18 protein-coding genes are annotated in these 26,326 nt (G+C 35.0%); 13 read left to right on the top strand and 5 right to left on the bottom strand.

Annotated features, from left to right (window positions below; all coding sequences use genetic code 11):
* Nucleotides 1–42 precede the first annotated feature (42 nt).
* A complete protein-coding gene (locus EV144_RS15740; RefSeq protein ID WP_134150125.1) occupies nt 43–657 on the bottom strand; it encodes a hypothetical protein in 615 nt (204 codons plus the stop codon).
* Nucleotides 658–807: 150 nt separating this feature from the next.
* Between EV144_RS15740 and EV144_RS15735 the strand changes: the two genes are divergently transcribed.
* Both EV144_RS15735 and EV144_RS15730 read left to right on the top strand, forming a co-directional pair.
* Nucleotides 808–1,365 carry a YdeI/OmpD-associated family protein gene (locus EV144_RS15735; protein ID WP_134150124.1) on the top strand — a complete coding sequence of 186 codons (558 nt, stop codon included), beginning with the start codon at nt 808–810 and terminating at the stop codon, nt 1,363–1,365.
* 56 nt (nt 1,366–1,421) lie between these two features.
* Entirely contained in the window at nt 1,422–1,925 is a 504-nt protein-coding gene (locus EV144_RS15730; protein ID WP_134150123.1) for an endonuclease V, read from the top strand.
* Nucleotides 1,926–1,927: 2 nt separating this feature from the next.
* Here EV144_RS15730 and EV144_RS15725 read toward each other — a convergent pair whose 3' ends face one another.
* Nucleotides 1,928–2,320 (bottom strand): VOC family protein, encoded by a 393-nt coding sequence (locus EV144_RS15725; protein WP_134150122.1) that lies wholly within the window; start codon nt 2,318–2,320, stop codon nt 1,928–1,930.
* Between the two features lie 103 nt (nt 2,321–2,423).
* On the bottom strand, nt 2,424–3,011 hold the full coding sequence (locus EV144_RS15720) for a Zn-dependent protease (protein WP_134150121.1): 588 nt from the start codon (nt 3,009–3,011) through the stop codon (nt 2,424–2,426).
* A 392-nt stretch (nt 3,012–3,403) separates the two neighbouring features.
* On the opposite strand from EV144_RS15720, the gene EV144_RS15715 reads away from it, so the two are divergent.
* Both EV144_RS15715 and nagB read left to right on the top strand, forming a co-directional pair.
* The gene (locus EV144_RS15715; RefSeq protein WP_134150120.1) at nt 3,404–5,500 is read left to right on the top strand and encodes an alpha-L-fucosidase; all 2,097 of its coding nucleotides are present in this window, start codon (nt 3,404–3,406) and stop codon (nt 5,498–5,500) included.
* 144 nt (nt 5,501–5,644) lie between these two features.
* Entirely contained in the window at nt 5,645–7,558 is a 1,914-nt protein-coding gene (gene nagB, locus EV144_RS15710; RefSeq protein WP_134150119.1) for a glucosamine-6-phosphate deaminase, read from the top strand.
* Nucleotides 7,559–8,049: 491 nt separating this feature from the next.
* Here nagB and EV144_RS15705 read toward each other — a convergent pair whose 3' ends face one another.
* Both EV144_RS15705 and EV144_RS15700 read right to left on the bottom strand, forming a co-directional pair.
* On the bottom strand, nt 8,050–8,763 hold the full coding sequence (locus EV144_RS15705; protein ID WP_134150118.1) for a LytR/AlgR family response regulator transcription factor: 714 nt from the start codon (nt 8,761–8,763) through the stop codon (nt 8,050–8,052).
* Between the two features lie 67 nt (nt 8,764–8,830).
* Nucleotides 8,831–9,889 carry a sensor histidine kinase gene (locus tag EV144_RS15700; RefSeq protein ID WP_134150117.1) on the bottom strand — a complete coding sequence of 353 codons (1,059 nt, stop codon included), beginning with the start codon at nt 9,887–9,889 and terminating at the stop codon, nt 8,831–8,833.
* Between the two features lie 130 nt (nt 9,890–10,019).
* On the opposite strand from EV144_RS15700, the gene EV144_RS15695 reads away from it, so the two are divergent.
* The 9 genes from EV144_RS15695 (at nt 10,020) to EV144_RS15655 (ending at nt 26,325) form a co-directional block, all read left to right on the top strand.
* Nucleotides 10,020–12,263: a GH92 family glycosyl hydrolase gene (locus EV144_RS15695; protein WP_134150116.1), complete on the top strand. Its 2,244-nt coding sequence runs from the start codon at nt 10,020–10,022 to the stop codon at nt 12,261–12,263.
* Nucleotides 12,264–12,298: 35 nt separating this feature from the next.
* Nucleotides 12,299–14,176, top strand: a complete 1,878-nt coding sequence (locus EV144_RS15690; RefSeq protein WP_134150115.1) for a sodium:solute symporter family protein — start codon at nt 12,299–12,301, stop codon at nt 14,174–14,176.
* Between the two features lie 275 nt (nt 14,177–14,451).
* A complete protein-coding gene (locus tag EV144_RS15685) occupies nt 14,452–15,417 on the top strand; it encodes a glycoside hydrolase family 130 protein (protein WP_134150114.1) in 966 nt (321 codons plus the stop codon).
* 5 nt (nt 15,418–15,422) lie between these two features.
* Complete coding sequence (locus tag EV144_RS15680; protein WP_134150393.1) at nt 15,423–16,493, top strand: carbohydrate-binding family 9-like protein; 1,071 nt, start codon at nt 15,423–15,425, stop codon at nt 16,491–16,493.
* Nucleotides 16,471–17,583, top strand: a complete 1,113-nt coding sequence (locus EV144_RS15675) for a putative glycoside hydrolase (protein WP_134150113.1) — start codon at nt 16,471–16,473, stop codon at nt 17,581–17,583. Before EV144_RS15680 ends, EV144_RS15675 begins: the two co-directional genes overlap by 23 nt.
* Nucleotides 17,584–17,673: 90 nt before the next feature.
* Nucleotides 17,674–18,690 carry an isoaspartyl peptidase/L-asparaginase family protein gene (locus EV144_RS15670; RefSeq protein ID WP_134150112.1) on the top strand — a complete coding sequence of 339 codons (1,017 nt, stop codon included), beginning with the start codon at nt 17,674–17,676 and terminating at the stop codon, nt 18,688–18,690.
* Nucleotides 18,691–18,907: 217 nt separating this feature from the next.
* Complete coding sequence (locus tag EV144_RS15665; protein WP_134150111.1) at nt 18,908–22,051, top strand: glycoside hydrolase family 2 TIM barrel-domain containing protein; 3,144 nt, start codon at nt 18,908–18,910, stop codon at nt 22,049–22,051.
* A 5-nt stretch (nt 22,052–22,056) separates the two neighbouring features.
* On the top strand, nt 22,057–24,372 hold the full coding sequence (locus EV144_RS15660) for a family 20 glycosylhydrolase (protein WP_134150110.1): 2,316 nt from the start codon (nt 22,057–22,059) through the stop codon (nt 24,370–24,372).
* A gap of 468 nt (nt 24,373–24,840) precedes the next feature.
* Nucleotides 24,841–26,325: an alpha-L-fucosidase gene (locus EV144_RS15655; protein WP_134150109.1), complete on the top strand. Its 1,485-nt coding sequence runs from the start codon at nt 24,841–24,843 to the stop codon at nt 26,323–26,325.
* The last annotated feature ends 1 nt before the right edge of the window (nt 26,326 follow it).

Below are 26,326 nucleotides of genomic sequence, written 5' to 3'. Positions count from 1 at the left end.
TTGGCTTAATTGAACTTATATAACTTATATGGTTTATTTTTTTTAACTAATCCAAGTTTCTCGTTTTCGAACTATTTTCCATTTGCCTTTATTTTTTTTCAAATAGAATGCATTTCCATGTCCGCAAAGGCCGCTGCAATGATATTCTAATTGTATATAGGAATTTTGTCGATCCAGGGAAAAAATCGGAATAGTCATATTGTAAAATCCATAATTGTCTACTTTTTTACGTTTTATTACTGCTTTTGCAAATGTAGTTGTATTCAACTTATTTTTTAAAGCTTTATTGATTTCAAGTTTATCAGGATTTGAATTTTGTTTTAAAAGATACAAAGAGTCTTTAGATGTAAAAAAAGTATTTCTGTCTATTTCATTGCTTAAAATTTGAGTAATATAAATATCTTGAGGAGGAGGTGGAATGATATTTCCTTCTTTTGTCATTTCAGGAATGTATATATTAAGTTTCCTAAGTTCAGCACAAAATGCAGTAGAATCTTCACTTTTATAAAAAACATCTAAACTATCCTGAATTATAATGGCTTCAACAATGTCGTTAATATCTTTAATTTCCTCAGAAGATAAGCCTGTTTTTTCTTTTTTATTTTGACAATTACAAAAAGCTATGATCATTAAAATGTAGAGAAATATTTTTTTCATCTGTGTGAGATTAATTGATTTTGAAAATAAAAATACAGAATTAAATTTTCCCTTAACTGAACTTATATAACTTATATGGTTTAATTTTTTTTATTTTAAACTTTGCGATTTCGCGACTTTGCGAGATTCTTTTTATATTTATAAAAAAAAATGAAACCGACTTTCTTCGCAAACCAGCAAGACTTCAGAAAATGGCTGGAGAAAAACCACAAAGAAGAGAAAGAACTTTTGGTAGGGTTTTACAAAGTCAATAGTAAGAAACCTTCTATGAGCTGGTCAGAATCTGTAGATCAAGCGCTTTGTTTTGGATGGATTGACGGCGTTCGTAAATCTATTGACGAGGAAAGTTATACTATTCGTTTTACACCCAGAAAAACTTCAAGTATCTGGAGTGCTATTAATATCCAAAAAATGGAAGATTTAACTAAAGCCGGTTTAATGACTGATGCCGGTTTAAAAGCTTTCAGTTTTAGAACCGAAAATAAATCGAAAATTTATTCACACGAAAAAGAACCGGTTCCGCTTGATGAAGTTTATTTGAAACAATTCAAATCTAATAAAACAGCTTGGGAATATTTCGACAAACAAGCTCCTTCATACAAAAAAGTAATGATTCATTGGATTATGAGTGCCAAGCAGGAAAAAACACGTCAATCAAGATTGGAAAAAACCATCAGCGAGAGTGAAAAATTAAAACGTGTTTTGTAATTATTTTTGCCGTTAATTTGTCTAAAGTTCAAACACAAAATTTATAATATTTAAAAATGATTCTAGCTTTCGATACCTATTATTTTGACAATAAAGCAAAAACAATTTGTTTAGAATTTGATAATTGGAATGATAATGAAAACTTCAAAATTCATTCAGAAATAATAGAAAACGTAGAAGAATATATTCCGGGAGAATTTTACAGACGCGAATTACCTTGTATTTTGAGTCTGCTGGATAAAATTGATTTAACAAATACTGAAGCTATAGTGGTGGATGGCTTTGTATATCTTGACGATGAAAAGAAGTTTGGTTTAGGTGCGTACTTGTATGAAAAACTAAATAAAGAAATTCCAATTATTGGTGTTGCCAAAACAAATTTTGCCAGTATAGAGAAAGATAAATTGGCATTAATTCGCGGAGAAAGTATTAAACCACTGTACATTACTGCCGTTGGTCTTGAAGTTGAAGACGCTTTAAAAAAGATTGAAATGATGCACGGCGAATTTAGAATTCCGACTTTATTGAAAGAATTGGATAGATTAACTAAAGAAATCTGAGTTTACATTCCCGGCCAATACAAAACATTAAACTTATGACCATCAGGATCTGAAAAACAAAAAGTATAGCCTTCTTTATAATTTTGAGGTTCAGAGAAAATAGTTCCTCCGGCTTCTAATATTTTTTCGCGCCATTGATCGACTTCTTCTTTGTCTTTGGCAGAAAGAGAAAATAGCACTTCACTTTGCTTTTCCCAATTTCCTATTTCGCCATTGGTTTCGTCTTTTAATCTTTCTTTTGTAAAGAAATTAATAATGAATTTATTTTCTCCAAACACAAAACTTACTGCATCATCATGTTCTCCATTAAATTTGAAACCGAGTTTGGTGTAAAATTCACGTGTTGTTTGGAGATTATTTGAAGACAAATTTCCCCATATCATTTTAGTTTCCATTTTGTCATTTTTTATAATTAATAAGAAAGTAAAATTATGAATTTCAATGTTTTATTTTTTATATCCAATTTGTAAAATGTTGTGTTTTTATAAGATAAAGCAATTATTGCAGCTTCCAATTTTTAGATTTTAAAAAAAATGTACAGTTTTCACAGAAGTTTTTCTCCTCGTCAATTGGATTTCCTCCTTCAGCATCTCGCATGAGACAGGTTTTTGTTTTACAATGTGGTAAACCTTCGGTGTGGCCTAATTCATGTAAAACAACTTTATAGAATTGATCTTTTTTATTTTTATCAGATAATCTAAAATCAGAAACAACACAAGCACTTCCGGGATGATAGCCCAGTCCCATAATGCCCCAATATTGATGACCGTTTTTTGTGGTACTAATATCTTTACTCGAAAGTCCGACAATTACAGAATCTGTGCCAACTTGAGATTTTAAATATTTGATAATACTATCTGCTCGAAATCTATTTCGTGGCTTATAATAAGAACCTAAAGGAAAATCTATAGATTTTCTGAGAACAACATTTGGATTAATTTCTCTAATTTTCTCTAATACTTCCTGTGCGGCATCAGATTGAAAATTACCTAAAGGCTGAATTACAATAACTTTTGAATTTCTTTCGACTTTTGCTTTTTGACATGAAAAAAATATTAAAAGAAAAATTAAGATTAATTTATTCATATTGAAAAAATGAAGTGATTATGAAATTTTTTAATTCATCCAGCTTTACGCTAGCGCGAGCGTCCCGCTCGTGCCCGCAATAAAATTAATAAAAGTCAATTTTAAAATAGTTAAGGTTTATTTATTCTTTGTTACTTTAATAGAAACAAATATGTAAACTTATTTGAGGACGAGAATAACTTGCGTTCACGAGCGAGACGCCCGTGCCAGCATGTGTGTAAGTAAAATAACGAAAATATAATAACAATATACATTTTTTACCAAAACTCGTTTATAATCGTCATTGGTCGAAATTTTATGCGATAACATATTCATTTAGCATAAATTTATATTCCAGACTCTATAAGCGATTATTCAACTTCGCTCAGGATAACAAACCTAACCAAAACCAGATGAAATATATTTTCCTTTCTTTATGTCTATTCGGCATAATATCAAGTAGTAATAGTCAGGAATTAGCCAATGCGCCAAAACCTTTTGGACCGCTTCCGACTCAAAAGCAAGTCGATTGGCAGGAAATGGAATTTTATGCTTTTGTGCATTTTTCATTAAATACTTTTACCAATAAAGAATGGGGTTTTGGCGACGAATCTCCGCAATTATTTAATCCAACGCAATTAGATGTTCGTCAGTGGGCGCGTGTAGTGAAAGAAGCCGGAATGAAAGGCATTATTCTGGTTGCCAAACATCACGATGGTTTTTGTTTATGGCCGTCGGCATATACAGAACGTTCGGTTAAGAATTCGCCTTGGCAAAATGGGAAAGGAGATGTGGTCAAAGAGTTGGCTGCAGCCTGCAAAGAATACAATTTAAAATTGGGTTTATATCTTTCGCCTTGGGACAGAAATAGTGCTGATTATGGAAAACCAGAATATGTTACCTATTTCAGAAATCAGCTAAAAGAATTATTGACCAATTATGGTGATGTTTTCGAAATGTGGTTTGATGGTGCAAACGGTGGCGATGGTTATTACGGCGGTGCAAACGAAACCAGAAAAATCAACACGCTTACGTATTATAATTGGGACGAAACGTATAAATTAATCTACAAGTTAGCCCCAAAAACCTTAGTTTGGGGAGTTGGCCCATCTGAAGCCAGATGGATTGGAAACGAAGACGGACGCGCCGGAAAAACCAATTGGTCGTTACTGCGCCAGAAAGATGAATTGGCCGGAAAAGTACATTATACCGAATTTATGTCGGGACATGAAGATGGCGAAAAATGGGTTCCGGGAGAAGCGGATGTTTCGATTAGACCGGGATGGTTTTATCATTCGGTTGAAGACGACAAAGTGCGTTCGCTTGACGAAATGGTCGATATTTATTATGAATCGATTGGCCGTAATGCTACTTTATTGTTGAATCTTCCAGTTGATAGACGCGGCTTGGTAAATGAAAATGATGAGGCAAGGCTTAAAGAATTGGTTGCAACTATTAAAAGTGATTTCAAAAAAGAATTATTAGCAGGAACAAAAGTCAGCGCCGACAATGTAAGAGGAAAAAGTATTGAATTTGCTCCAAAGAATGTTATCGATGGAAATAAAAACTCGTATTGGGCAACAGACGATAATGTTACTAAAGCTTCTATTACTTTTGAGTTTGCAAAACCAACAGATATAGACAGGGTTTTACTTCAGGAAGATATAAAATTAGGACAGCGTGTAAAAGCTTTTACTGTTGAAGCCAAAGTTGATGGAAACTGGAAAACTATTGCCAGCGAAACTACGATTGGTTATAAAAGAATTTTACGATTAGATCGGGTAAAAGCTTTGGCACTTCGTATTAATATTACAGATTCTAAAGCAAGTATTGTAATATCTAATATTCAGGCTTATAATGCACCAACTTTTGTGCGTATACCAGAAATTCAGCGAGATAAAAATGGTTTATTTACTTTGAAGTCTGAAGAAGGAAATCAGATTTACTATACTTTAAATGGAAATAAACCTTCAGAAAAAAGTACTTTATATACAAAACCATTTCAATATAATAAAGCGGTTGAAATTAAAGCAATTGCCAGAAATTCAAAAGAAAAAATAAATAGCGCGATGAAAACGGCGAAGTATGGAATTTCTAAAGAAAACTGGAAAATTATTTCCATTTCTAGCGGAGATTTAAAATCGGCTGATAGAATTATAGACGGTAATCCAAATACAGATTGGGGTTTTGGAAGCGAAACCAATAAATTACCGCAAGAAGTAATTATTGATATGGGAACTTTACTTAAAATAAAAGGTTTTACCTATATACCGCAGCAGGTTGGAAGCAATTTAAACCTGATTTCTAACTACGAATTTTACACCAGTTCTGATAATGTAAATTGGACGAAACAATCGGAAGGCGAATTCTCAAACATCAAACATAATCCGATTGAACAGGTTAAACTTTTTGTAGGAGTGCAGGCAAGATATTTACGTTTTGTTGCGACTGCCGCAGTGAGCAAAGGCCAGTCGGTTTCTATTGCCGAGATTAATGTTGTAGAAGAGTAGAATTTTAGCGGAAGCGAAAGTATATTTTGAGTTTAAAATTTTGTCTTTTACCGATGATGATTTGTTATTAGTCGAAATTATAATAGCAGCTATTTAACAAAAACTTAATTTTATCCTACATTAATTAATTGAATAACCGAAAACATGATTAAAGAAGATATAGGTTTTAGAGAAGCTGGGAAATTTGAGGAAACGCGTTTTGAAAAAATCCACAACGTAATTTTTGACTCTTCTCAAGAAGCTTCTTTATTAGTTGCACAGGAAATTGCAAACTTAATTCAGCGAAAAAACGAGTTAAACGAACCTTGTGTTTTAGGTCTTGCAACAGGATCTTCTCCTGTAAAAGTGTATGAAGAACTTGTAAGAATGCATAAAGAAGAAGGACTGAGTTTTGCCAACGTAGTAACCTTCAATTTAGATGAATATTATCCGATGGATAAAAATAACATTCAGAGTTATTTTCATTTTATGCATGAGCATCTTTTTGATCATGTAAACATTCATCCAGAAAATATTAATATTCCAGACGGAAAAGTAAGCGCAGAGGAATTACAACAATATTGTATTGATTATGAAATGAAAATTAAGTCTTACGGAGGACTGGATTTTCAGCTTTTAGGAATTGGAAGGACTGGACATATTGGTTTTAATGAACCAGGATCTCACGTTAATTCTGGTACAAGAAGTATTACTTTAGATCACTTAACGCGTATAGATGCTGCTTCTTCTTTTTTAGGAATTGATAATGTTCCCAGAAAAGCCATTACAATGGGAATTGGAACGGTTCGTAATGCCAAAAGAATTGTACTTCTGGGCTGGGGAATCAGCAAAGCGGGCATTATTCAGGAAACTATAGAAGGACAGGTTTCTTCTCGTGTTCCGGCAACTTATCTGCAAGAACATAACAATACTACTTTTGTTTTAGATACAGAAGCTTCGTCTGAATTAACGCGTGTAAAAACACCTTGGTTAGTAAAATCTGTGATTTGGACGGATGAATTAAAACTGAAAGCGGTGGCGTGGTTAAGTCAACTTACGAGTAAACCTTTTCTTAAATTAACAGATAAAGATTATAACGATAATGGAATGTCAAGCCTTCTGACTGAAGAAGGAACTGCGTATGATTTGAACATTAAGATGTTTAACAAGATGCAGCAGACGATCACTGGCTGGCCGGGCGGAAAACCAAATGCTGATGATACTTACAGACCGGAACGTTCCACACCGGAAAGAAAAAGAATTATTATTTTCAGCCCGCACCCAGATGATGACGTTATTTCTATGGGAGGTACTTTTGACCGTTTGGTAGAGCAGGGGCACGATGTGCATATTGCATATCAAACGTCTGGAAATATTGCAGTTTCAAACGAAGAAGCTTTAAAATTTGCAGAGATTTCGAAAGCATTAAACACAAATTCTCCAGAATCTGAACTGATCATTAACTTTTTGAAAAACAAAAAGAGCAATGATATTGATTTATTAGAAGTTAGAAAATTAAAAGGATTAATTAGAAGAAGCGAATCGCTGGCAGCAACAAGATATTTAGGTTTGCCAGATTCTAATGTAAATTTCCTTGATCTTCCTTTTTACGAAACTGGAACGGTAAAGAAAAATAATCTTGGTGAAGCAGATATTGAAATTATGTGCGATATCATCGAGAGAATAAAACCACATCAAATTTATGCTGCCGGAGATCTTGCAGATCCACACGGAACGCATAAAGTTTGTCTGGATAGTTTGTTTGAAGCTTTAAAAAGATTAAAACATAATAGTTATATGGATGATTGCTGGGTTTGGCTTTACAGAGGCGCTTGGCATGAGTGGGAATCGTACCAAATAGAAATGGCTGTACCAATGAGTCCGGACCAGGTTCTTAAAAAACGTCATGCGATATTTTATCACCAGTCTCAAAAAGACGGCGTAATGTTTCAGGGTGATGACAGCAGGGAGTTTTGGGTACGAGTTGAAGACAGAAATAGATTGACAGCAAAAAAATACCACGATTTAGGATTGGCTGATTACTCGGCTATAGAAGCTTTTAAACGTTATCATTTCTAAATCATTTTTGTTGATCAATAAAGATAATAAACTATTCATGGTTTATTTGGTTAGTTACCTATATTGAATGAAAATGCAGCCGTGGTTGGCTGCATTTTTTTTGTTTTTATTTATTTGTGAAATTTTACGGCTAAGGTTTTTTTAACCGCAAAGGGCGCTAAGGTTTACGCAAAGTTCGCAAAGGTTTTTTTTTGAAGAATGCCACTAAGACACAAGGGCACAAAGATTTATTTCGTTTTTGTCAGGCTGAGCGGAGTCGAAGCCCACGCAAGCAGCTCTACAAAGATTGACGACTTTCTACAAGGAATTACTAACGTGGGCTTCGACTCCGCTCAGCCTGACAAGCATGATGGTTACGCGTGTGATTTCTCCATTCAGTCGAAATGACAAACCAAACCACAAAAAAAATCGCAAAGCTTAAATAAAAACTTTGCGAGCTTTGCGTAAACCTTAGCGCTCTTTGCGGTTAAAAAAACTTTGCGGTTAAAAAACTATATAGAAGAATTCAAAATCTTCTGCTTCACTTCATCAATATAAGATCTTCCAATTACGTAGCGAAGACCTTCAATTTCAATACTATTTCCTTCAACAGCATCAATTTTGTCAATGGCGATTGTGTACGATCGGTGTATTCTTATAAAATCTCTTTCGGGTAATAAATTGGTAAAATCAGAAAGTGTGCTGTGTATGATAAATTTGCCGGAAGTTGTGCTTATTTTTAAATAATCCTTTAAGCTTTCGATGACTAAGATTTCGTTTAGAAAAATCTTCTTCATTTTCTTCTTGTCAATCTTTACAAAAATAAAAGCATTTTCTTTATTGGTTTCTAATGGAGCTTTACTTGTATTATTAAGGCGTTTGTTGATTTTGTTAACGGCTTTCATTAAACGCGGAAACTCAATTGGTTTTACCAGATAATCCAGAACATCCAGCTCGTAAGTTTCTATAGCAAATTGATCGTAAGCACTTGTAATGACTAATAAAGGTGGATTTTCTAAGCTTTTTATAAAATTTATACCATCAAGAACAGGCATATTGATGTCCAGAAAGATTACATCAATCGTATTGTTTTTTAAGAAATTTAAACCCTCAATAGAATTACTGAAAGTGTTTATTAATTCTAAATCTTCAATTTGCTCGATATAACTTTTAATAACGTTTATTGCCAAAGGCTCATCATCGATAATCAAACACTTTATTTTCATTTCTGTATACTTTTATTGGCCGGTAAGGTTTTTGTAGGTATAATTTTAGAAAAAGCCAGCATTGGGGTTATGCGACTTTTATGACTAGCTTTACGACAAAAATATTCTTTTTATTTTTAAATGAAAGCTTATAGTCACTTTTATTATAACCTAATTCAAGTCTTTTTTTTACGTTCTCAATACCTATACCACTTGACTTGTTAAAATTGTCTTTATGTACGGTAATTTCTGGCGTTGGGTTCGAAATGGTAAAATAAAGATAGTCCTCTTTTATCTTAAAACTAATGTCTATAGTTACATTTCCCGTGTTTTTATTAACGCCATGTTTAAAAGCATTTTCAACAAAAGTCAGCAATAAAACCGGAGAGATTTCTTTATCGTGAATATCGCCCGAAATAGAAATATTTACTTCCAATCGATCATCATTTCTAATGCGCTCCAAATCCAGATAATTCTGAATACACATAATTTCATTTTCTAAACTTTGCTTTTTGCCTTTAGTTTCATAAAGCATATAACGCATTAATTCAGAAAGCTTTAAAACAACTTTTGGAGTCTTATTTGATTTTTCTACCGATAAAGAATAAATATTATTTAAAGTATTAAAGAAGAAATGCGGCGAAATCTGCGACTTCAAAAAAAGCAATTCTGTTTCCAGTTGTGATTTCTCCAGATCCGTAACCCTTCTTTGTTCTTTCAAGAAATCCAACGTAATTTTTATAGCCGTGACAAACGTAATTACATAGAGTTCGCCCATCATCATATCAATCGTATAATTTAAGGTAAGTTTTGTAATCGTTTCCGGTCCTTCTGGCCAGACGTTATGCGTAATCAGTAAATAAGTAAGGTTAAATTTGATGAAAACCATCACAAAAATGGCCGACAAAACAGCGAGTACATATAAGATGTATTTTTTGCGATAAACTAAAAACGGCATCAAAACTAAAATATTTAAATAACACAAAGCCATGTGAATTGGAAACCCCAATAAGTTTGTTTTTAGCGAATAGAGATAATCGTTAAAATAACTTCCCCAACGGAAAGTATTAAACAAAAAATAAGTCAGCCAAAAGTAAACATGATAGCGTATCGGCACCTTGTAAGGATTGTTTGAATTGAAAATCATAGTGGCATTTTAAAATATATTTTATTACTATTTTTTGGTGTTTAACTCCGTTTAAATGTCATCCGTCTAAATTTATTTTAATAAAAGTTGAGTTTATCTAAATTTAAAGTTAAATTAATATTGTTTTGATATGAGGAAAATTACATTGCTTCTTTTGATTGTAATTTTTATTGCAAGTTGTAAAATAAAAACTGATAAAAATACAAAACCGCAAAGTTTTGTTTCAAATTATGTAGACCCGTTTATCGGGACAGGCGGACACGGTCATACGTACCCTGGCGCAACTGTTCCTTTCGGGATGCTGCAAGTAAGTCCGGATAACGGAATTTCCAGCTGGGACTGGTGTTCAGGATATCACCACTCAGATTCAATAGTTGCCGGATTCAGCCATTTGCACTTAAGCGGCACCGGAATCGGAGATTTGGCAGACATCTTATTTATGCCAATCAACAAAAAAGTAGATCTAACCACAAAAGCAACATCGAGAGATTTGCTTCCATATAAATCAAAATACAGTCATGCTAACGAAAAAACAGTACCGGGTTATTACCAGGTTTTTCTTGAAGATCCTAAAATCAATGTAGAGTTAACGTCTTCGCAGCGCACCGCTTTACACAAATACACCTTTAATAATAACGACACACAATCTGTAATTGTTGATCTAGGTTTTGCCATTAATTGGGACAAAGTTTTAAAAACTTCGATCACAATAGAAGACGACCATACCATTTCTGGTTACCGATACAGCACGGGCTGGGCAAAAAATCAGAAAGTATTTTTTGTAGCCAAATTTTCTAAACCAATTACAGAATCTATTATTACGGCTGATAAAAAAATAGTTTCGGGCAATAAAGCCGAAGGTGAAAATACCGCTTTACAATTGTTTTTTAATGCCGGAAATTCAAACGAATTATTCGTAAAAGTGGCGCTTTCATCTGTAAGTATTGCCAATGCAAAAGACAATTTTGATATTGGAGATAAAGACTTTAATGCCGTAAAATCTCAGGCAGCAACTTCCTGGAATTCTGTTTTAGGTAAAATAAAAGTAGAAACACCAATCGATTCTCTAAAAACAATTTTTTATACTTCTTTATATCATGCACAAGTTGCGCCCGTAACATACAGCGACAAAAACGGACAATTTAGAAGAGAAGACGATAAAATTATTACAGCAAAAAATTATACGGCGTATTCTACATTATCACTTTGGGATACGTTTAGAGCAGAAAATCCTTTGTTGACGATCTTAGATCCAAACCGAGTTTCAGATATGGTAAACTCTATGCTGTCGTATTACAATACTAAAAAAATATTGCCGGTTTGGACACTTTATGCCAACGAAACCAATACGATGACGGGATATCATTCGATTCCTGTAATTGTAGATGCCTACTTAAAAGGCATAAAAGGTTTTGACGGAGAAAAAGCATTCGAAGCCATGAAAGCCACCATGATGCAGGACGAACGCGGTCTGAATTTCTACAAAAAATACGGATACATTCCGTACAATTTATTAGACGAATCGGTTACCATTACTTTAGAATATGCTTATGATGATTGGTGTGTAGCGCAAATGGCGAAAGCTTTAGGAAAACAAGCTGATTATGAATTTTTCTTTAATCGTTCTAAAGCGTATCAGCATTTATTTGATCCAAAAACAGGATTCATGAGAGGAAAATCAGAAGACGGGAAATCATGGAACGAACCATTTGATGCTAAACATTCTAACCACAGAGAACATACTGATTATACAGAAGGAAATGCTTGGCAGCACAGTTGGTTTGTACCACAGAATGTAGAAGATTTTATCAAACTTCACGGAGGAAATCAAATTTTTACAAGCCGTTTAGAGCAGTTGTTTACCGAAAGTTCTGAGATTACAGGAAACAATGTTTCGGCAGATATTTCAGGTTTAATTGGTCAGTACGCACACGGAAACGAGCCTAGTCATCATATTTCGTATTTGTTTAATCACGCAGGACAGCCTTGGAGAACACAATATTGGGTGCGTCATATTTTAGATACACAATACAATACAACAGCAAACGGATTGAGCGGTAACGAAGACTGCGGTCAAATGTCGGCGTGGTACGTTTTCAGTTCTATGGGATTATACCCAATGAATCCAGCTTCTGGAGAATACGAAATTGGAAGTCCGATTTTTGAAAAATCAACTATAAATCTTGACGGGGGAAAAACTTTTGTAATTGAAGCTCAAAATGTTTCAAACAAAAATTTCTATATCCAGTCGGCAACATTAAACGGACAACCATTTAATAAAACGGCAATTTCGCACAAACAACTTTTACAAGGCGGTGTATTACATTTTGTAATGGGTGCTGAGCCAAATAAAAATTGGGGAACTAACAACTAACAACCACGTAACTAACTAATAATAAATAAGAATTAATGAATATAATAGACGTATCAATCATTTTAATCTATATCGTCCTCTCGGTCGGTATTGGTATTTGGATTTCCAGAAAAGCATCAAAAGGTTTAGATGATTATTTCCTTGGGGGAAAAACGATCAAATGGTATTTCCTTGGATTAAGCAACGGATCTGGAATGTTTGATGTTTCGGGAACTTCCTGGATGATTGGAGTTTTGTTTTTATACGGCGTAAAAAGTTTCATGTTTATGTGGCTTTGGCCAATTTGGAATCAGATTTTTGTGATGATGTTCCTCGCAGTCTGGATCAGAAGATCAAAAGTAATGACAGGTTCAGAATGGATTTTGACCCGTTTTGGAAGCGACAGAGCCGGAAAAGCTTCGCATATTATCGTTGCTATTTTTGCTATTATTTCTACAATTGGTTTTATCGCCTACTTTTTTGAAGGAATCGGAAAATTTGTAACCATTATTCTTCCGTGGGATTTAACGCTTCATTATGGCGATTTAATTGTGTTGACTTCAGAACGTTCTTATGCTTTGTTAATCATATTTTTAACGACAATTTATACCGTAAAAGGCGGAATGTTTTCTGTAGTGGCAACAGAAGTTGTACAATATATCATCATGATTATTGCCGGAGTTTTAATTGCGGGTTACGCTTTTATCAATTATTCACAGCTAGATATAAATTCGGTTATTACAGAAGAATGGAAAAATGTTTTCTTCGGATGGCAGTTTGAAACCCAGTGGAGTGATAAATTTCAAACCTTCAATAATTTAATAGATTCCGAAGGTTACAAAATGTTTGGCGCTTTTATCGGAATGACATTATTCAAAGGCTTTTTTGCGAGTGTTGCCGGGCCAACGCCAAGTTACGATTTACAAAGAATTCTTTCTACAAAATCGGTAAAAGAAGCTGCGTACATGAGTGGTTTTACCAATCTAATTTTATTCATTCCGAGATATTTATTAATTACAGGAATTGTCGTAATCGCTTTAATGAACCTCGCCCCAGAATTAAATGCAAACAGAGGATTAACCGGAGCAGATTTAGAATTATTAATGCCAAAAGTCGTGAACTTATATATTCCGGTTGGGATAAAAGGAATTTTATTAGCGGGTCTTTTAGCTGCTTTTATGTCTGGATTCTCTGCTTTTGTAAATGCAGGACCAGCATATATAGTAAACGATATTTATAAAAAATACTTCAAACCAGTTGCCACAAACGCACATTATATTAAAGTAAGCCAGATTTCTTCTTTTGTAGTTGTTGGCCTTGGTGTATTTATGGGATTCTTCGCAGATTCTATCAACTCGCTAACACTTTGGATTACAAGTGCTTTATACGGAGGTTACGTAGCAGCCAATTTCCTAAAATGGATTTGGTGGCGTTTTAACGGCTGGGGTTATTTCTGGGGAATGTTCGCCGGATTATTGATCGCATCGCTTCAATTTGTTCTGGGAATGAACAAAGGAAATTTAACCGAAGGGTCACTTTTGTATGACTTATCACAAGTGCAGGCGATTTATTTATTCCCGTTAATATTTGGTTTCTCCATCTTAGGTTGTCTTTTAGGAACTTACCTGAGCAAACCAACTGATATGGAAGTTTTAAGATCTTTTTACAGCAACGTAAGACCTTGGGGATTCTGGGGTCCGGTTTATAAAACATTAAAATTAGAAGATTCATCTTTTCAAAAAAATAATGATTTCTACAGAGACATGCTCAATTGCGTAATCGGAATTGTTTGGCAGTCAAGTATGATCTTGCTTCCGATTTTCTTTATTATCAAAGATTATCCAAAAGCAATAACAGCATTAATCGTCTTTTTAGTAACGACAACTACCTTGAAATTTACTTGGTTAGACAGAGTTAGAAAAATTGAAGATTAACTAAACATGACAACAACAACCGCTTTGTCAAGGTTTTAAAACTTTGACAAAGCTTTACAAAAAAAACACAAAGAGATCTGCAAAGAATTCGTAAAGTTTTGTCCTTCTGAGCGGAGTCGAAGAATCGGCTGATAATTCTGCAAAGATTGGCGAATATCCAGAAGGAGCTTCTTGCGTGTTCTTCGACTCCGCTCAGAAGGACAAAACTGGGCGAAACAACAAACAACAAACAAAAAACAACAAACAAAAAACAGAATAATTTAAAAATAAACAAAATGAGTACTATTCCTTGGCAAGACAGACCCGAAAACAGCAATGACGTAATGTGGAGATATTCTGAAAATCCAATTATCGACAGATATGCAATTCCTACTTCAAACAGTATTTTTAATAGTGCTGTTGTGCCTTTTGGCGATGGATTTGCAGGTGTTTTCAGATGTGATAACAAAGCGGTACAAATGAATATTTTTGCTGGTTTCAGTAAAAACGGAATCGATTGGGACATCAACCACGAACCAATCGTAATGCAGTCTGGTAACACAGAAATGATCGAGTCTGCATACAAATACGATCCGCGTGTGGTTTGGATCGAAGACCGCTACTGGATTACCTGGTGCAACGGTTACAACGGACCAACTATCGGAATTGGATATACTTTTGATTTTAAAGAATTTTTTCAATGTGAAAATGCCTTCCTTCCTTTCAACAGAAACGGGGTTTTATTTCCACAAAAAATAAACGGTAAATACGCGATGTTAAGCCGTCCAAGTGACAACGGACACACACCTTTTGGAGATATTTGGATCAGCTACAGTCCGGACATGAAATATTGGGGAGAACACAGATTAGTGATGAAACCGTCTCCGTTTGAGCAAAGTGCATGGCAGTGTACAAAAGTAGGAGCAGGGCCAATTCCAATCTTAACAGAAGAAGGATGGTTAATGATCTACCACGGAGTTATTAATACTTGCAACGGTTTCCGTTATGCAATGGGTTCAGCATTATTAGAAACAGATGCGCCAGATCAGGTAAAATTTAGAACACAGCCTTATTTATTAGGGCCTGCAGAAATCTACGAAATGGTAGGAGACGTGCCAAATGTAGTTTTTCCATGTGCAGCGCTTCATAATACAGAAGAAGACAAATTAGCAGTTTACTACGGTGCGGCAGATACAGCTGTAGCGATCGCTTTTGGTAAACTAAGCGAAGTAATACAATTTACAAAAGATAATAGTTTATAAAAATGATGCGAATTAAAAGTCAATTTTTATCAGTGATTATAGGGTGTTTCGCTTTCTCTGGTTTTGCTCAATCGGTAAAAGAGATAACACCCAAAAATTACGTTGCTTACAAAACTTCAAAAGAAATAATAATTGATGGAGAAGAAACCGATCCGGCTTGGGAAAAAGCGGAGTGGACAACACCATTTATTGATATAGAAGGCGTTGCAAAACCAAAGTACAATACGCAGGTAAAAATGCTTTGGGATGATAAAAATTACTACATACTCGCAAAAATGGAAGAACCGCATGTTTGGGCAAACCTAAAACAGCGCGATACTATTATTTTTTATAATAACGATTTTGAGGTTTTTATAGATCCGGATGGTGATACTCAGAATTATTACGAATTAGAAATCAACGCTCTAAACACCGCTTGGGATTTATTTATAAATAAACCTTACCGAGAAAATAATACAGTCTTAAACGATTGGAATATAGACGGTTTAAGATCTGCTGTAAAAGTAAACGGAACCATAAATAATGTATCAGATACCGATAAAGGCTGGACATTAGAAATTGCAATTCCGTGGTCGGTTTATAAAAAATCTTATTTTGATGATAACGTTCCGAAAGACAAGTTCTGGAGGGTTAATTTTTCCAGAGTAAACTGGCAGCACGATATTGTAAACGGAAAATACGAGCGTAAAAAAGATAAAGAAGGAAAGTTTCTCCCAGAATACAATTGGGTTTGGTCGCCTATGGGAGTCATAAATATGCATGAGCCCGAAAAATGGGCTTATGTATACTTTTCTTCAAAAGAAATCGGACAAAAAGATTCTTTTGCAATTCCGGAAGAAGAAGATGTAAAATGGGAATTATACGCTTTGTACCGCGCTCAAAAACAGTATTTCGAAAAAAATGAATCGTGGTCAAAATCACTGGAAAACCTCAGTAAAAAAAATATAGTTGTTGAAGGTAAAACCATAAAACCAGTATTAGAAAATCATTTATCAGGATTTAATATTTCGGTAAAAAGTCCTTTTTCAAACAAAACCTTAATCATAAAAGAAGATGGTACAATCATTACAAAATAAAAGTTTTAGGCAGTTGTCAAAAATTGCTTTTTTAGCTTTGGCATTAAGTCTTTTTTCTTGTGGAAAACAGGAAACTAAAACCGATGGAAAATTTACTTTTGGCGTTTGGACTACTGCCGATGCTAAAAAATCAAACGAAGAATATTCAAAAGAATTCAAAAAATACAAAGACGGTGGTATCGATGAAGTTTTAATCAATACACAAACCGATCCAAAATTATTAGCAAGATTAGTGCCCCTTGCCAAAAAAGAAGGACTAAAAGTACACGCCTGGATTATGGCGATGAACCGCCCAAATGATTCAGTTGCGTTACAACATCCAGATTGGTACCAAGTAAGCAAAGAAGGAAAATCTTGTTTTGATAATCGTCCGTATGTCGATTATTATCAATGGCTTTGCCCAACGAAAAAAGAATCCAGAAACCACGTTTTAGGTTTAGTTGAAGGACTAGCAAAAGTTGAAGGAATAGAAAGTGTACATTTAGATTACATTCGTTTTCCGGATATCTTTTTGCCAATCAGTTTATTGCCAAAATACAATTTAGTTCAGGATACAGAATTGCCACAATTTGATTTCTGTTATTGTGATGCGTGTGTAAGCAAATTTGAAAAAGAACATCATAAAAATCCAAAAAACAGCCACAATACTTCTATTGATATGGAGTGGAAAAACTTCAGATTAAATGCTGTAAAAGCAGTTGTTGACGACGCTTACAAAATTGCACATAAACATAATGTAAAATTAACTGCAGCCGTATTTCCTTATCCGGAAATGGCAGATCACATGGTGCGCCAGCGTTGGGACAAATGGAATATCGATGAGGTTTACCCAATGATTTACCATAGTTTTTATGATGAAGAATTGGACTGGGTTGGTTACGCTACAAAACAAGGCGTTGCAGATTTGCAGGGAAAAGAAACGAAAGTAAATACCGGAATTTACATTCCGGGGTTAAAATCAGATGCAGAATTGAAAGAAGCTATTCTACAAGCCAAAAATAACGGAGCAAAAGGCGTTTCTTTTTTTGACGGAAATGCTTTATCAGACAGTAATTTAAAAACAATAAAAGCAGTAAAAGCATCTTTATAATTGATTTTACAGGATTAAAAATTTTATCTGATTAAATTAGCAGAGCCAAGAAGCTAATTAATTTCAGAAATTTTAAAACAAAAGCAGCACATGTCAAATAGAAGAGATTTTATCAAAAAAACAACTTTAGGAACCCTTGCAATAAGTTCTGTTTTAGGCGTTAGCGGTTTTGCTAAAACCAAAGAAGAGGAAGTTGAATTCACTGAAAAAAAGCAAAAAAAGCCGATCATTATTTCAACATGGAATCACGGTCTGCCTGCAAATCAGGAATCGTGGAAACAACTTAAAGCAGGAAAACCAGCTTTAGACGCTATCGAAGCCGGAATGAAAATTCCAGAAGCAGATCCAAACGTAAGAAGCGTAGGGTATGGCGGTTATCCCGATCGTGAAGGTAAAGTTACACTAGATGCCTGTATTATGGATCATAACAGCAATTGCGGTTCGGTTTGTTTTCTGCAAGGAATTATGCATCCGATTTCTGTTGCCAAAAGAGTGTTACAAAATACACCGCACGTCATGCTTGCCGGACAAGGTGCATTGCAATTTGCTTTATCAGAAGGATTTAAAGAAGAAAATCTATTGACACCAGAATCTGAAAAAGACTGGAAAAAATGGCTGGAAGACTCCAAATATAAGCCTGTAATAAATATAGAAAATCACGATACCATAAGTATGCTAATGTTGGATCAAGACGGAAACCTTTCGGGAGGGTGTACCACTAGTGGTGCTGCCTGGAAGATGCACGGTCGCGTCGGTGACTCCCCAATCATCGGCGCGGGTCTTTTTCTGGATAATGAAGTTGGTGCAGCTGCTGCAACTGGTTTAGGCGAAGCCGTAATTAGAACTGCCGGAAGCGCAATGGTGGTCGAATTAATGCGTCAGGGAAAATCGCCTTTTGATGCCTGCAAAGAAATCACAGAACGTATTTACAACAAACACAAAAACCACAAAGACATGGAATACCTGCAAGTTGGTTTTATTGCTTTGAATAAAAACGGAGAACATGCAGGTTACAGCCTAAGATCGGGTTTTAATTTTGCCGTTTCTGATGATGAAAAAGGACACAGAATGGAAGACGCAAAATTTAAAATGTCTTGGGATAAATAATATTGCGTTTTGAATTTTGACAAAAATTGATGGATTAAAATCCATCCCTACAATATATTTCGAGCCTAAGGCTCATTTGTGAAAAGTTCCGGAGGAACGGATTATTTTGTAGCGACGGATTTTAATCCATTGAAAACAATAATGATTAAACGCAAAAATAAAATCTATGTTTCTATGTGTTTAATAAATAAGCACATAGAAAACCAAAAAACAACCAATGAAAAAAATACTATTCCTATTAACCCTAACAACTTCAATAATTTCTGTTCAGGCGCAGGAAAAAGTTCCGTATTGGCAGAACGAAAAAATTAATGAAGAGAATAGAGAACCAATGCACGCCTCTTATTTCGTTTACGAAAATGAAGCAGCAGCGGCTCAAAACGATTATAGAAAATCTCAAAATTATTTAGACCTAAACGGAGCTTGGAAATTTAAATACGTAACAAGTCCAAACGATTTACCGGCAGGATTTGAAAACACCAAATTTGACGATAAAAACTGGGACAATTTTAAAATTCCGGCGAGCTGGGATGTAAACGGTTATGGATATCCGGTTTATGTAAATACGACTTACGATTTTGATTATTTAATGGCACCAAATCCACCATTTGTTCCTACAAGTTACAATCCGACAGGAGTTTACAGAAGAGAAATTACTGTTGATAAAAGCTGGGAAGGCAAAGATATATTTTTACATATTGGTACTGCAAAATCAAATCTTACGGTTTGGGTAAACGGTGTTTATGTAGGTTATGGCGAAGACGGAAAATTACCTTCTGAATTCAACATCAACAAATACATTAAAACCGGAAAAAACAGCATCGTTTTAAAAGTAATGAAATGGAGCGACGGTTCGTATCTGGAATGTCAGGATATGTGGAGAATGAGCGGCATTACCAGAGATTCTTACCTGATTGCCAGAAACAAAACGCATTTAAATGATTATGAAATTATTCCGGATCTTGACGCTTCTTATGTAAACGGAAGTCTTAAAATTTCGACTCAATTTTCAGATTTAAATAAAAACGACAATTATACTTTTGAAGTTCAGTTAAAAGATAATGGAAAAATTATTGATTCTAAAAAAGCCGAACTTACTGCCGGAACTAAAAAAGCAGCATTTGATTTTGCGGTAAATAATCCGAAGAAATGGAGTGCAGAAATTCCGAATCTGTATCAGGTTAGTTTTATTTTAAAAGACAAAAAAGGCGCTGTTGTAGAAATTATCAACCAGAATGTTGGTTTTAGAAAAGTAGAAATTAAGGGCGGACAGCTTTTAGTAAACGGAAAAGCGATTTACATAAAAGGAGTAAACCGTCACGAAACCGATCCTGTTACCGGACAAACGATTTCGAGAGAACGCATGGAGCAGGATGTTAGAACCATGAAGGAATTTAACATCAATGCCGTGAGAATGTCACATTATCCAAACGACGAATATATGTATGAGTTGTGCGATAAATACGGAATTTATGTGGTTGATGAAGCCAATATAGAATCGCACGGAATGGGTTACGATATTACCAAAACACTGGGAAATAAACCAGACTGGGAGTTGTCGCACATTCAGCGTATGCAGCGTATGGTTGAAAGAGATAAAAACCATGCATCTGTAATTATCTGGAGTATGGGTAACGAAGCCGGAAACGGATACAACTTTTACAGAGGATATTTATGGATAAAAAATCGCGATAAATCAAGACCAATTCAGTACGAAAGAGCGACTGCGGGCGCTTGGGACGGAAAAGATTTAAAATACGAATGGGATTCTGATATCATCGACCCAATGTACAGTTCGCCAAACAAAATGGAAGAATACATTCTGGCAAATCCACATCCGGATCGTCCGTATATTCAGTGTGAATATGCACACGCGATGGGAAATTCAATGGGAAATTTTAAAGATTATTGGGACGTTTACAGAAAGTATCCAAATTTTCAAGGAGGCTTTATCTGGGACATGATCGATCAGTCGGTTTATAAAACATTGCCGGACGGAACTAAAATTTTGGCTTACGGCGGTGACTTCGGACCAAAAGATGTAAAAAGCGATAACAACTTTGTAAATAATGGAGTTTTTACTGTTGAAAGAAAGCCAAATCCACATGCTTTTGAAGTTAAAAATGTATTGCAAAATATTCTGACTTCTTGGGAAAATCAGGAAACAGCGACTATTAAAGTGTACAATGAATTTTCGTTTAAAAACTTAGAAAATGTAACCCTTCACTGGGAAGTAATTCTTGACGGAGTTAAAGAAGCAAACGGCGCAATTGACTATTTGGCAATCGATCCAAAACAATCAAAAACGTATCAGCTTCCTATAAAATTAGGCGACAAAAAATATCAGGAAGCTTTTATAAACATCAGTTATACTTTAAAAGAAGATGAACCATTGCTGCCAAAAGGTTTTGAAATTGCAAAAGAGCAATTGGCTTATAAAGGCAAATGGCAAAATGATATTAAAGTAAATGGTGCAGCAAAAATTTCAGTGGTAAAAAATGCAAATAATACCGTTTTTAAAAGTGAAAAAACAGAAATTGCTTTTGATAAAAAAACAGGATTTATAAGTGCCTATACTTTCGAAAATCAACCCATAATAAAAGACGGATATCAATTGCGTCCTAATTTTTGGAGAGCACCAAACGACAATGATTTTGGAGCCAATTTTCAGACTTATTTAATTGCCTGGAAAGAAGCAACAGAAAATCCAACGTTGGTAAGCTGGACAAATTCGGTTACCAAAGACAATAAAATTTTGGTAAAAGCGACTTATGATTTACCGCAGGTTTCATCAAAATTAGAATTGAATTACGAAATCAACAGCAACGGAGAATTGAGCGTAAAAGAACAATTGAATATTGATAAAACCAAAGAAGTAGTAATACTGCCAAGATTTGGTATGGAAATTATTATTCCGAAAGATTTTAGCAATGTAAGTTATTACGGAAGAGGACCATACGAAAACTATATTGACAGAAAATACAGTTCAGAAGTGGGGCTTTACAATCAAACAGTTTCAGAACAATATTATCCTTATATCCGTCCGCAAGAGACTGGAAATAAAACAGATGTAAGATGGGTAACGTTATCAAATGATAAATTAAAATTAACAGTAACATCAGACGAATTGCTTTCTTTTACAGCACTTCATTTTCTCAACGAAGATTTAGACGACGGTATTAAAAAAGACCAAAGACACGCTGCAGAATTAAAAGAAAGAGATTTAACCAGCTTAAAAATTGATTCTAAACAAATGGGTGTTGGCGGTATAGACAGCTGGCAGGCATGGCCAATGGAAAAATACTTGTTGAGAGAAAAAAGTTATCAGTATCAATTTAAAATTACACCATCTTTAAAATAAATAAAATGAAAGTATTAAAATCATTTCTTGTTGTAATCTTTCTAACGGTTTTAAGTTCAGCTTACAGTCAAAAGATATATACAGAAAAGGATATTCAAATTATTCCGAAACCGTCGCAGATTTTGATGAAAGCGGGTGTTTTTCAATTTAATAAAGATACCAAGTTTGTTGCCAATGGCGATTTTCAAAAAGAGGCTTCAACAGCTTTAATTAACAAATTTGAAGTTGCGGCAGGATTTCGTCCGGCAATTTCGGCTCAAATTCCGGGTAGTAATTTTGTTCAGTTTAAAACAGATCCAAACCTAAAAAACGAAGCTTACATATTAGATGTAAATCCAAAAAGCATCACCATTACTGCCAAAGGAAATGCAGGTTTTCTTTATGGTTTAGAAAGTCTTAGACAATTACTTCCCGATGCTATCGAAAGTAAATTTGCGATTTCTACAGCAAAATGGGAAATTCCAAACTTAACGATTACAGACGAACCTCGTTTTAAATGGAGAGGTTTTATGCTGGATTTATCACGTCATTTCTTCGATAAAAATTACATCATGACAACGATTGATCGTTTGGCAATGCATAAAATGAATGTTCTGCATTTGCATTTGGTTGACGATCAAGGTTGGAGAATCGAAATTAAAAAATATCCAAAACTAACAGAAGTCGGCGCTTGGAGAGTAGATCAGGAAAATACAAGCTGGAATGCAAGGCTGACTACAAATCCTGACGAAAAAGGAACTTACGGAGGATTTTTGACTCAGGAAGAATTAAAAGAAATCGTAAAATATGCTGCTACAAAAAATGTAGAAATAATTCCAGAAATCGAAATGCCGGCGCACGTAAGCAGCGCCATTGCAGCGTATCCCGAACTGGCTTGTTTCAATCAGAGAATTGGCGTTCCGTCTGGCGGACTTTGGCCAATTACAGATATTTACTGCGCTGGAAAAGAAACGACTTTTGAATTTTTACAGAATGTTTTGGATGAAGTGATGGAAATTTTCCCTTCAAAATACATTCATATTGGTGGAGATGAAGCTACGAAAACCAATTGGGCAAAATGTCCAAATTGTCAAAAAAGAATCAAAGACGAACATTTAAAAGATGTTGGTGAATTGCAGAGTTATTTCGTTAAACGAATTGAAAAATATGTTAATTCTAAAGGTAAAAAACTAATTGGCTGGGACGAAATCCTGGAAGGCGGTCTAAATCCTTCTGCTACCATTATGAGTTGGAGAGGCGAAAAAATTGGAACTGAAGCGGCAGAAAAAGGACACGATGTAATTATGTCTCCAGAATCTCCTTGTTATTTTAATTTTTATCAAGGCCCTCAAAACGAAGAACCTTTAGCTTTTGACGCTTATAATCCGCTGAATAAAGTTTACGAATTTGATCCTACGGGTTCAATGACGCCAACGCTGGCAACGCACGTTTTGGGCGGACAAGCTAATTTGTGGGCAGAACATATTGCAGGGCCAAAAGATTCAGAATACATGATTTTTCCAAGATTAGCGGCATTGTCAGAAACACTCTGGAGTCCGAAAGAATCACGCAACTGGAATGATTTTACGACAAGATTGTTTTCATTATTAAAACGTTACGATTATCTGGGAATCAATTATGCAAAAAGTGCTTATTTGGTTACGGCTGCTTCAACGGCAGATTTAGCGAATAAGCAAGTGAAGGTGGAATTAAAAAATGAGTTTCCGAATCCAGACATTCGTTATGTTTTGGGAGATAAAGCTTTGGATCATCATGCATTGAAATATGTAAGCCCGATTGCATTTAGAGAAACTACAATCTTAAAAGCTTCTTTATTTCAAAATGACAAACCAGTTGGAAAAATTTTCACAGACACTATTATTTTCCACAAAGCGGTGGCGCACAAAGTAAAATATTTAACGCCTTATAATCAGAGTTATAAAGGTGATGCCAATACAATGGTAAATACGATTAGAGGTTCTAAAAACTTTCACGACGGACAATGGCAGGCGTGGCTGGTAAACGATATGGAATTGGTGGTTGATCTTGAAAAAGAAGAAAGCATCGAACAAGTAAGTGTTGGAGCTTTAGAAAGTCAAGGCGCCGGAGTTAATTTTCCGATACAAGTAAAAGTTTTGATTTCTAATGATGGAGCTAATTTCAAACAAGTCGGAAAAATTACTCGTGCTTATGCTGTAAATCCGCTTCCGGAATTGAAAGATTTTAAAATCAATTTTCAGAAACAAAACGCGAGATACGTAAAAGTAATTGTAGGCAACCTAAAGAAAAGCCCGAAAGGGGAAAGTTCTTGGTTGTTTGTGGATGAAGTTGTGGTGAATTAACTTATTGCGCACGGCAGTTTTGTCAAGGTTTGAAAGTCTAGTTTGTCATTTCGACCGGAGGGAGAAATCACACTAGAAACTCCGCAACAATAATCGATAACCATTGTGGTTACGCGTGTGATTTGCTTCGCCTGTTCGCTATCGCTCGGGTCTCCTTTTAGTCGAAATGACAAACTGTTGGGGATAATTTTAGGAATTTAAACTTTGACAAAGTTTCACGTTGAGTTTGTTCTTCTGAGCGGAGTCGAAGAACCGCAAGTAACTCTACAAAGATTGGAGAATTACTATGCGGAGCTACTTGCGGTTCTTCGACTACGCTCAGAAGGACAAAAAATGAGGATAATATTGAGAATAAAAAAATAAAGCTACAGATTATAAAAGATCAAACAGATTTAAAAAAATCCTTTAAATCTGTGGCAAAAAAACAACACACTACTAAAAACTAAATAAACATAAATTAGATTAAAGATGAAAACAGGAATATTCATAATCGCTCTTTTATTTTCGGTAAATATGTTTTCCCAGGCAATTTACGAAGATGAAAGATACGTACCGGAAACAGACCCGTTGGTATTGAAAAACTTAGACGAATGGCAGGGCAAAAAATTTGGTTTGCTGATGCACTGGGGAACTTACAGTCAATGGGGAATCGTAGAATCGTGGTCGATCTGTCCGGAAGATTATGGATGGTGCGAACGTAAAAAAGGAAGTAATCCTGCTAATTATAATCAATATGTAAAAGATTATGAAGGCTTGAAAAAGACCTTTAATCCAACAAAATTTGATCCTGCAAAATGGGCAAAAGCCGCTAAATATGCAGGAATGAAATACATGGTTTTTACCACCAAACACCATGATGGATTTAATATGTACGATACTAAATATTCTGATTATAAAGTAACAGACAAAGATTGTCCTTTTAGCACAAACCCAAAAGCAGACGTTTTAAAAGAAGTTTTTAATGCTTTTAGAGCAGAAAATATTTCAACTGGAGCCTATTTTTCTAAACCAGACTGGCATAACGAAAATTACTGGGATCCGTATTTTCCGCCATTCGACAGAAACGTAAATTACGATCCGGCGCTTTATCCGGAAAAATGGCAGAAATATGTTGATTTTACACACAACCAAATTTTAGAAATCCTTACCAATTACGGTAAAGTAGATATTTTATGGTTAGACGGAGGATGGGTTCGTAAAAGAGACCAGAAAAACATCAAAGAAAACTACGATGAGAAGTTTACAGAAAACGAAGCTAAAAACGGTTTCATAAAACACAGAGTAGTAGATCAGGATCCTAAAATGGACGAATTGGTTATTGAAGCTCGTAAAAAACAACCGGGATTAATTGTAGTGGACAGAGCTGTACACGGTAAAAACCAAAACTACTTAACACCAGAAAACAGAGTTCCAGACAAAACTCTGCCTTATCCTTGGGAATCTTGTATTACTTCTGGAGGTGGATGGTCTTATACGCCAGATGCAACTTATTTAACTGGAAGACAAGGTATTCATATGTTGATTGATGTTGTAGCAAAAGGCGGTAACTTATTATTAAATGTTGCGCCAAGCCCTGAAGGAGAATGGCAAAAAGGCGCTTACGATTTATTGCAGGCTTACGGCGACTGGATGAAAGTAAACAGCGTTGCAATTTACAACACAAAACCAATTGCTCCTTACAAAGAAAACAACATTTGCTTTACACAAAATAAAGCGGGAAATGTTTACGCTTTTTATTTAGCAAAAGACGGAGAAGATAAAATTCCGGCAGAAGTTTCGGTTAAATCTATTTCTCCTAAAAAAGGAACAAAAATTACCATGTTAGGTTCTAAAACTTCTTTAAAATGGACAAAAGACGGAGAAGGATTTAAAGTGGTAATTCCGGAAAGTTTAAGAAATAACCTTCCATCAAAAGAAGCGTGGACTTTAAAAATCGACGCTGTTAACAGATAAA

It is taken from the genome of Flavobacterium sp. 270 (assembly GCF_004368785.1).
GTDB lineage: Bacteria > Bacteroidota > Bacteroidia > Flavobacteriales > Flavobacteriaceae > Flavobacterium.
Note: the sequence above shows the minus strand (reverse complement) of the source record. Positions and strands in the feature narration are given on the sequence as shown.

What these genes read in the sequence shown, in the direction of transcription:
- EV144_RS15740 (WP_134150125.1), bottom strand. Translation starts at nt 657, where the DNA reads ATGAAAAAAATATTTCTCTACATTTTAATGATCATAGCTTTTTGTAAT.
- EV144_RS15735 (WP_134150124.1), top strand. Translation starts at nt 808, where the DNA reads ATGAAACCGACTTTCTTCGCAAACCAGCAAGACTTCAGAAAATGGCTG.
- EV144_RS15730 (WP_134150123.1), top strand. Translation starts at nt 1,422, where the DNA reads ATGATTCTAGCTTTCGATACCTATTATTTTGACAATAAAGCAAAAACA.
- EV144_RS15725 (WP_134150122.1), bottom strand. Translation starts at nt 2,320, where the DNA reads ATGGAAACTAAAATGATATGGGGAAATTTGTCTTCAAATAATCTCCAA.
- EV144_RS15720 (WP_134150121.1), bottom strand. Translation starts at nt 3,011, where the DNA reads ATGAATAAATTAATCTTAATTTTTCTTTTAATATTTTTTTCATGTCAA.
- EV144_RS15715 (WP_134150120.1), top strand. Translation starts at nt 3,404, where the DNA reads ATGAAATATATTTTCCTTTCTTTATGTCTATTCGGCATAATATCAAGT.
- nagB (WP_134150119.1), top strand. Translation starts at nt 5,645, where the DNA reads ATGATTAAAGAAGATATAGGTTTTAGAGAAGCTGGGAAATTTGAGGAA.
- EV144_RS15705 (WP_134150118.1), bottom strand. Translation starts at nt 8,763, where the DNA reads ATGAAAATAAAGTGTTTGATTATCGATGATGAGCCTTTGGCAATAAAC.
- EV144_RS15700 (WP_134150117.1), bottom strand. Translation starts at nt 9,889, where the DNA reads ATGATTTTCAATTCAAACAATCCTTACAAGGTGCCGATACGCTATCAT.
- EV144_RS15695 (WP_134150116.1), top strand. Translation starts at nt 10,020, where the DNA reads ATGAGGAAAATTACATTGCTTCTTTTGATTGTAATTTTTATTGCAAGT.
- EV144_RS15690 (WP_134150115.1), top strand. Translation starts at nt 12,299, where the DNA reads ATGAATATAATAGACGTATCAATCATTTTAATCTATATCGTCCTCTCG.
- EV144_RS15685 (WP_134150114.1), top strand. Translation starts at nt 14,452, where the DNA reads ATGAGTACTATTCCTTGGCAAGACAGACCCGAAAACAGCAATGACGTA.
- EV144_RS15680 (WP_134150393.1), top strand. Translation starts at nt 15,423, where the DNA reads ATGCGAATTAAAAGTCAATTTTTATCAGTGATTATAGGGTGTTTCGCT.
- EV144_RS15675 (WP_134150113.1), top strand. Translation starts at nt 16,471, where the DNA reads ATGGTACAATCATTACAAAATAAAAGTTTTAGGCAGTTGTCAAAAATT.
- EV144_RS15670 (WP_134150112.1), top strand. Translation starts at nt 17,674, where the DNA reads ATGTCAAATAGAAGAGATTTTATCAAAAAAACAACTTTAGGAACCCTT.
- EV144_RS15665 (WP_134150111.1), top strand. Translation starts at nt 18,908, where the DNA reads ATGAAAAAAATACTATTCCTATTAACCCTAACAACTTCAATAATTTCT.
- EV144_RS15660 (WP_134150110.1), top strand. Translation starts at nt 22,057, where the DNA reads ATGAAAGTATTAAAATCATTTCTTGTTGTAATCTTTCTAACGGTTTTA.
- EV144_RS15655 (WP_134150109.1), top strand. Translation starts at nt 24,841, where the DNA reads ATGAAAACAGGAATATTCATAATCGCTCTTTTATTTTCGGTAAATATG.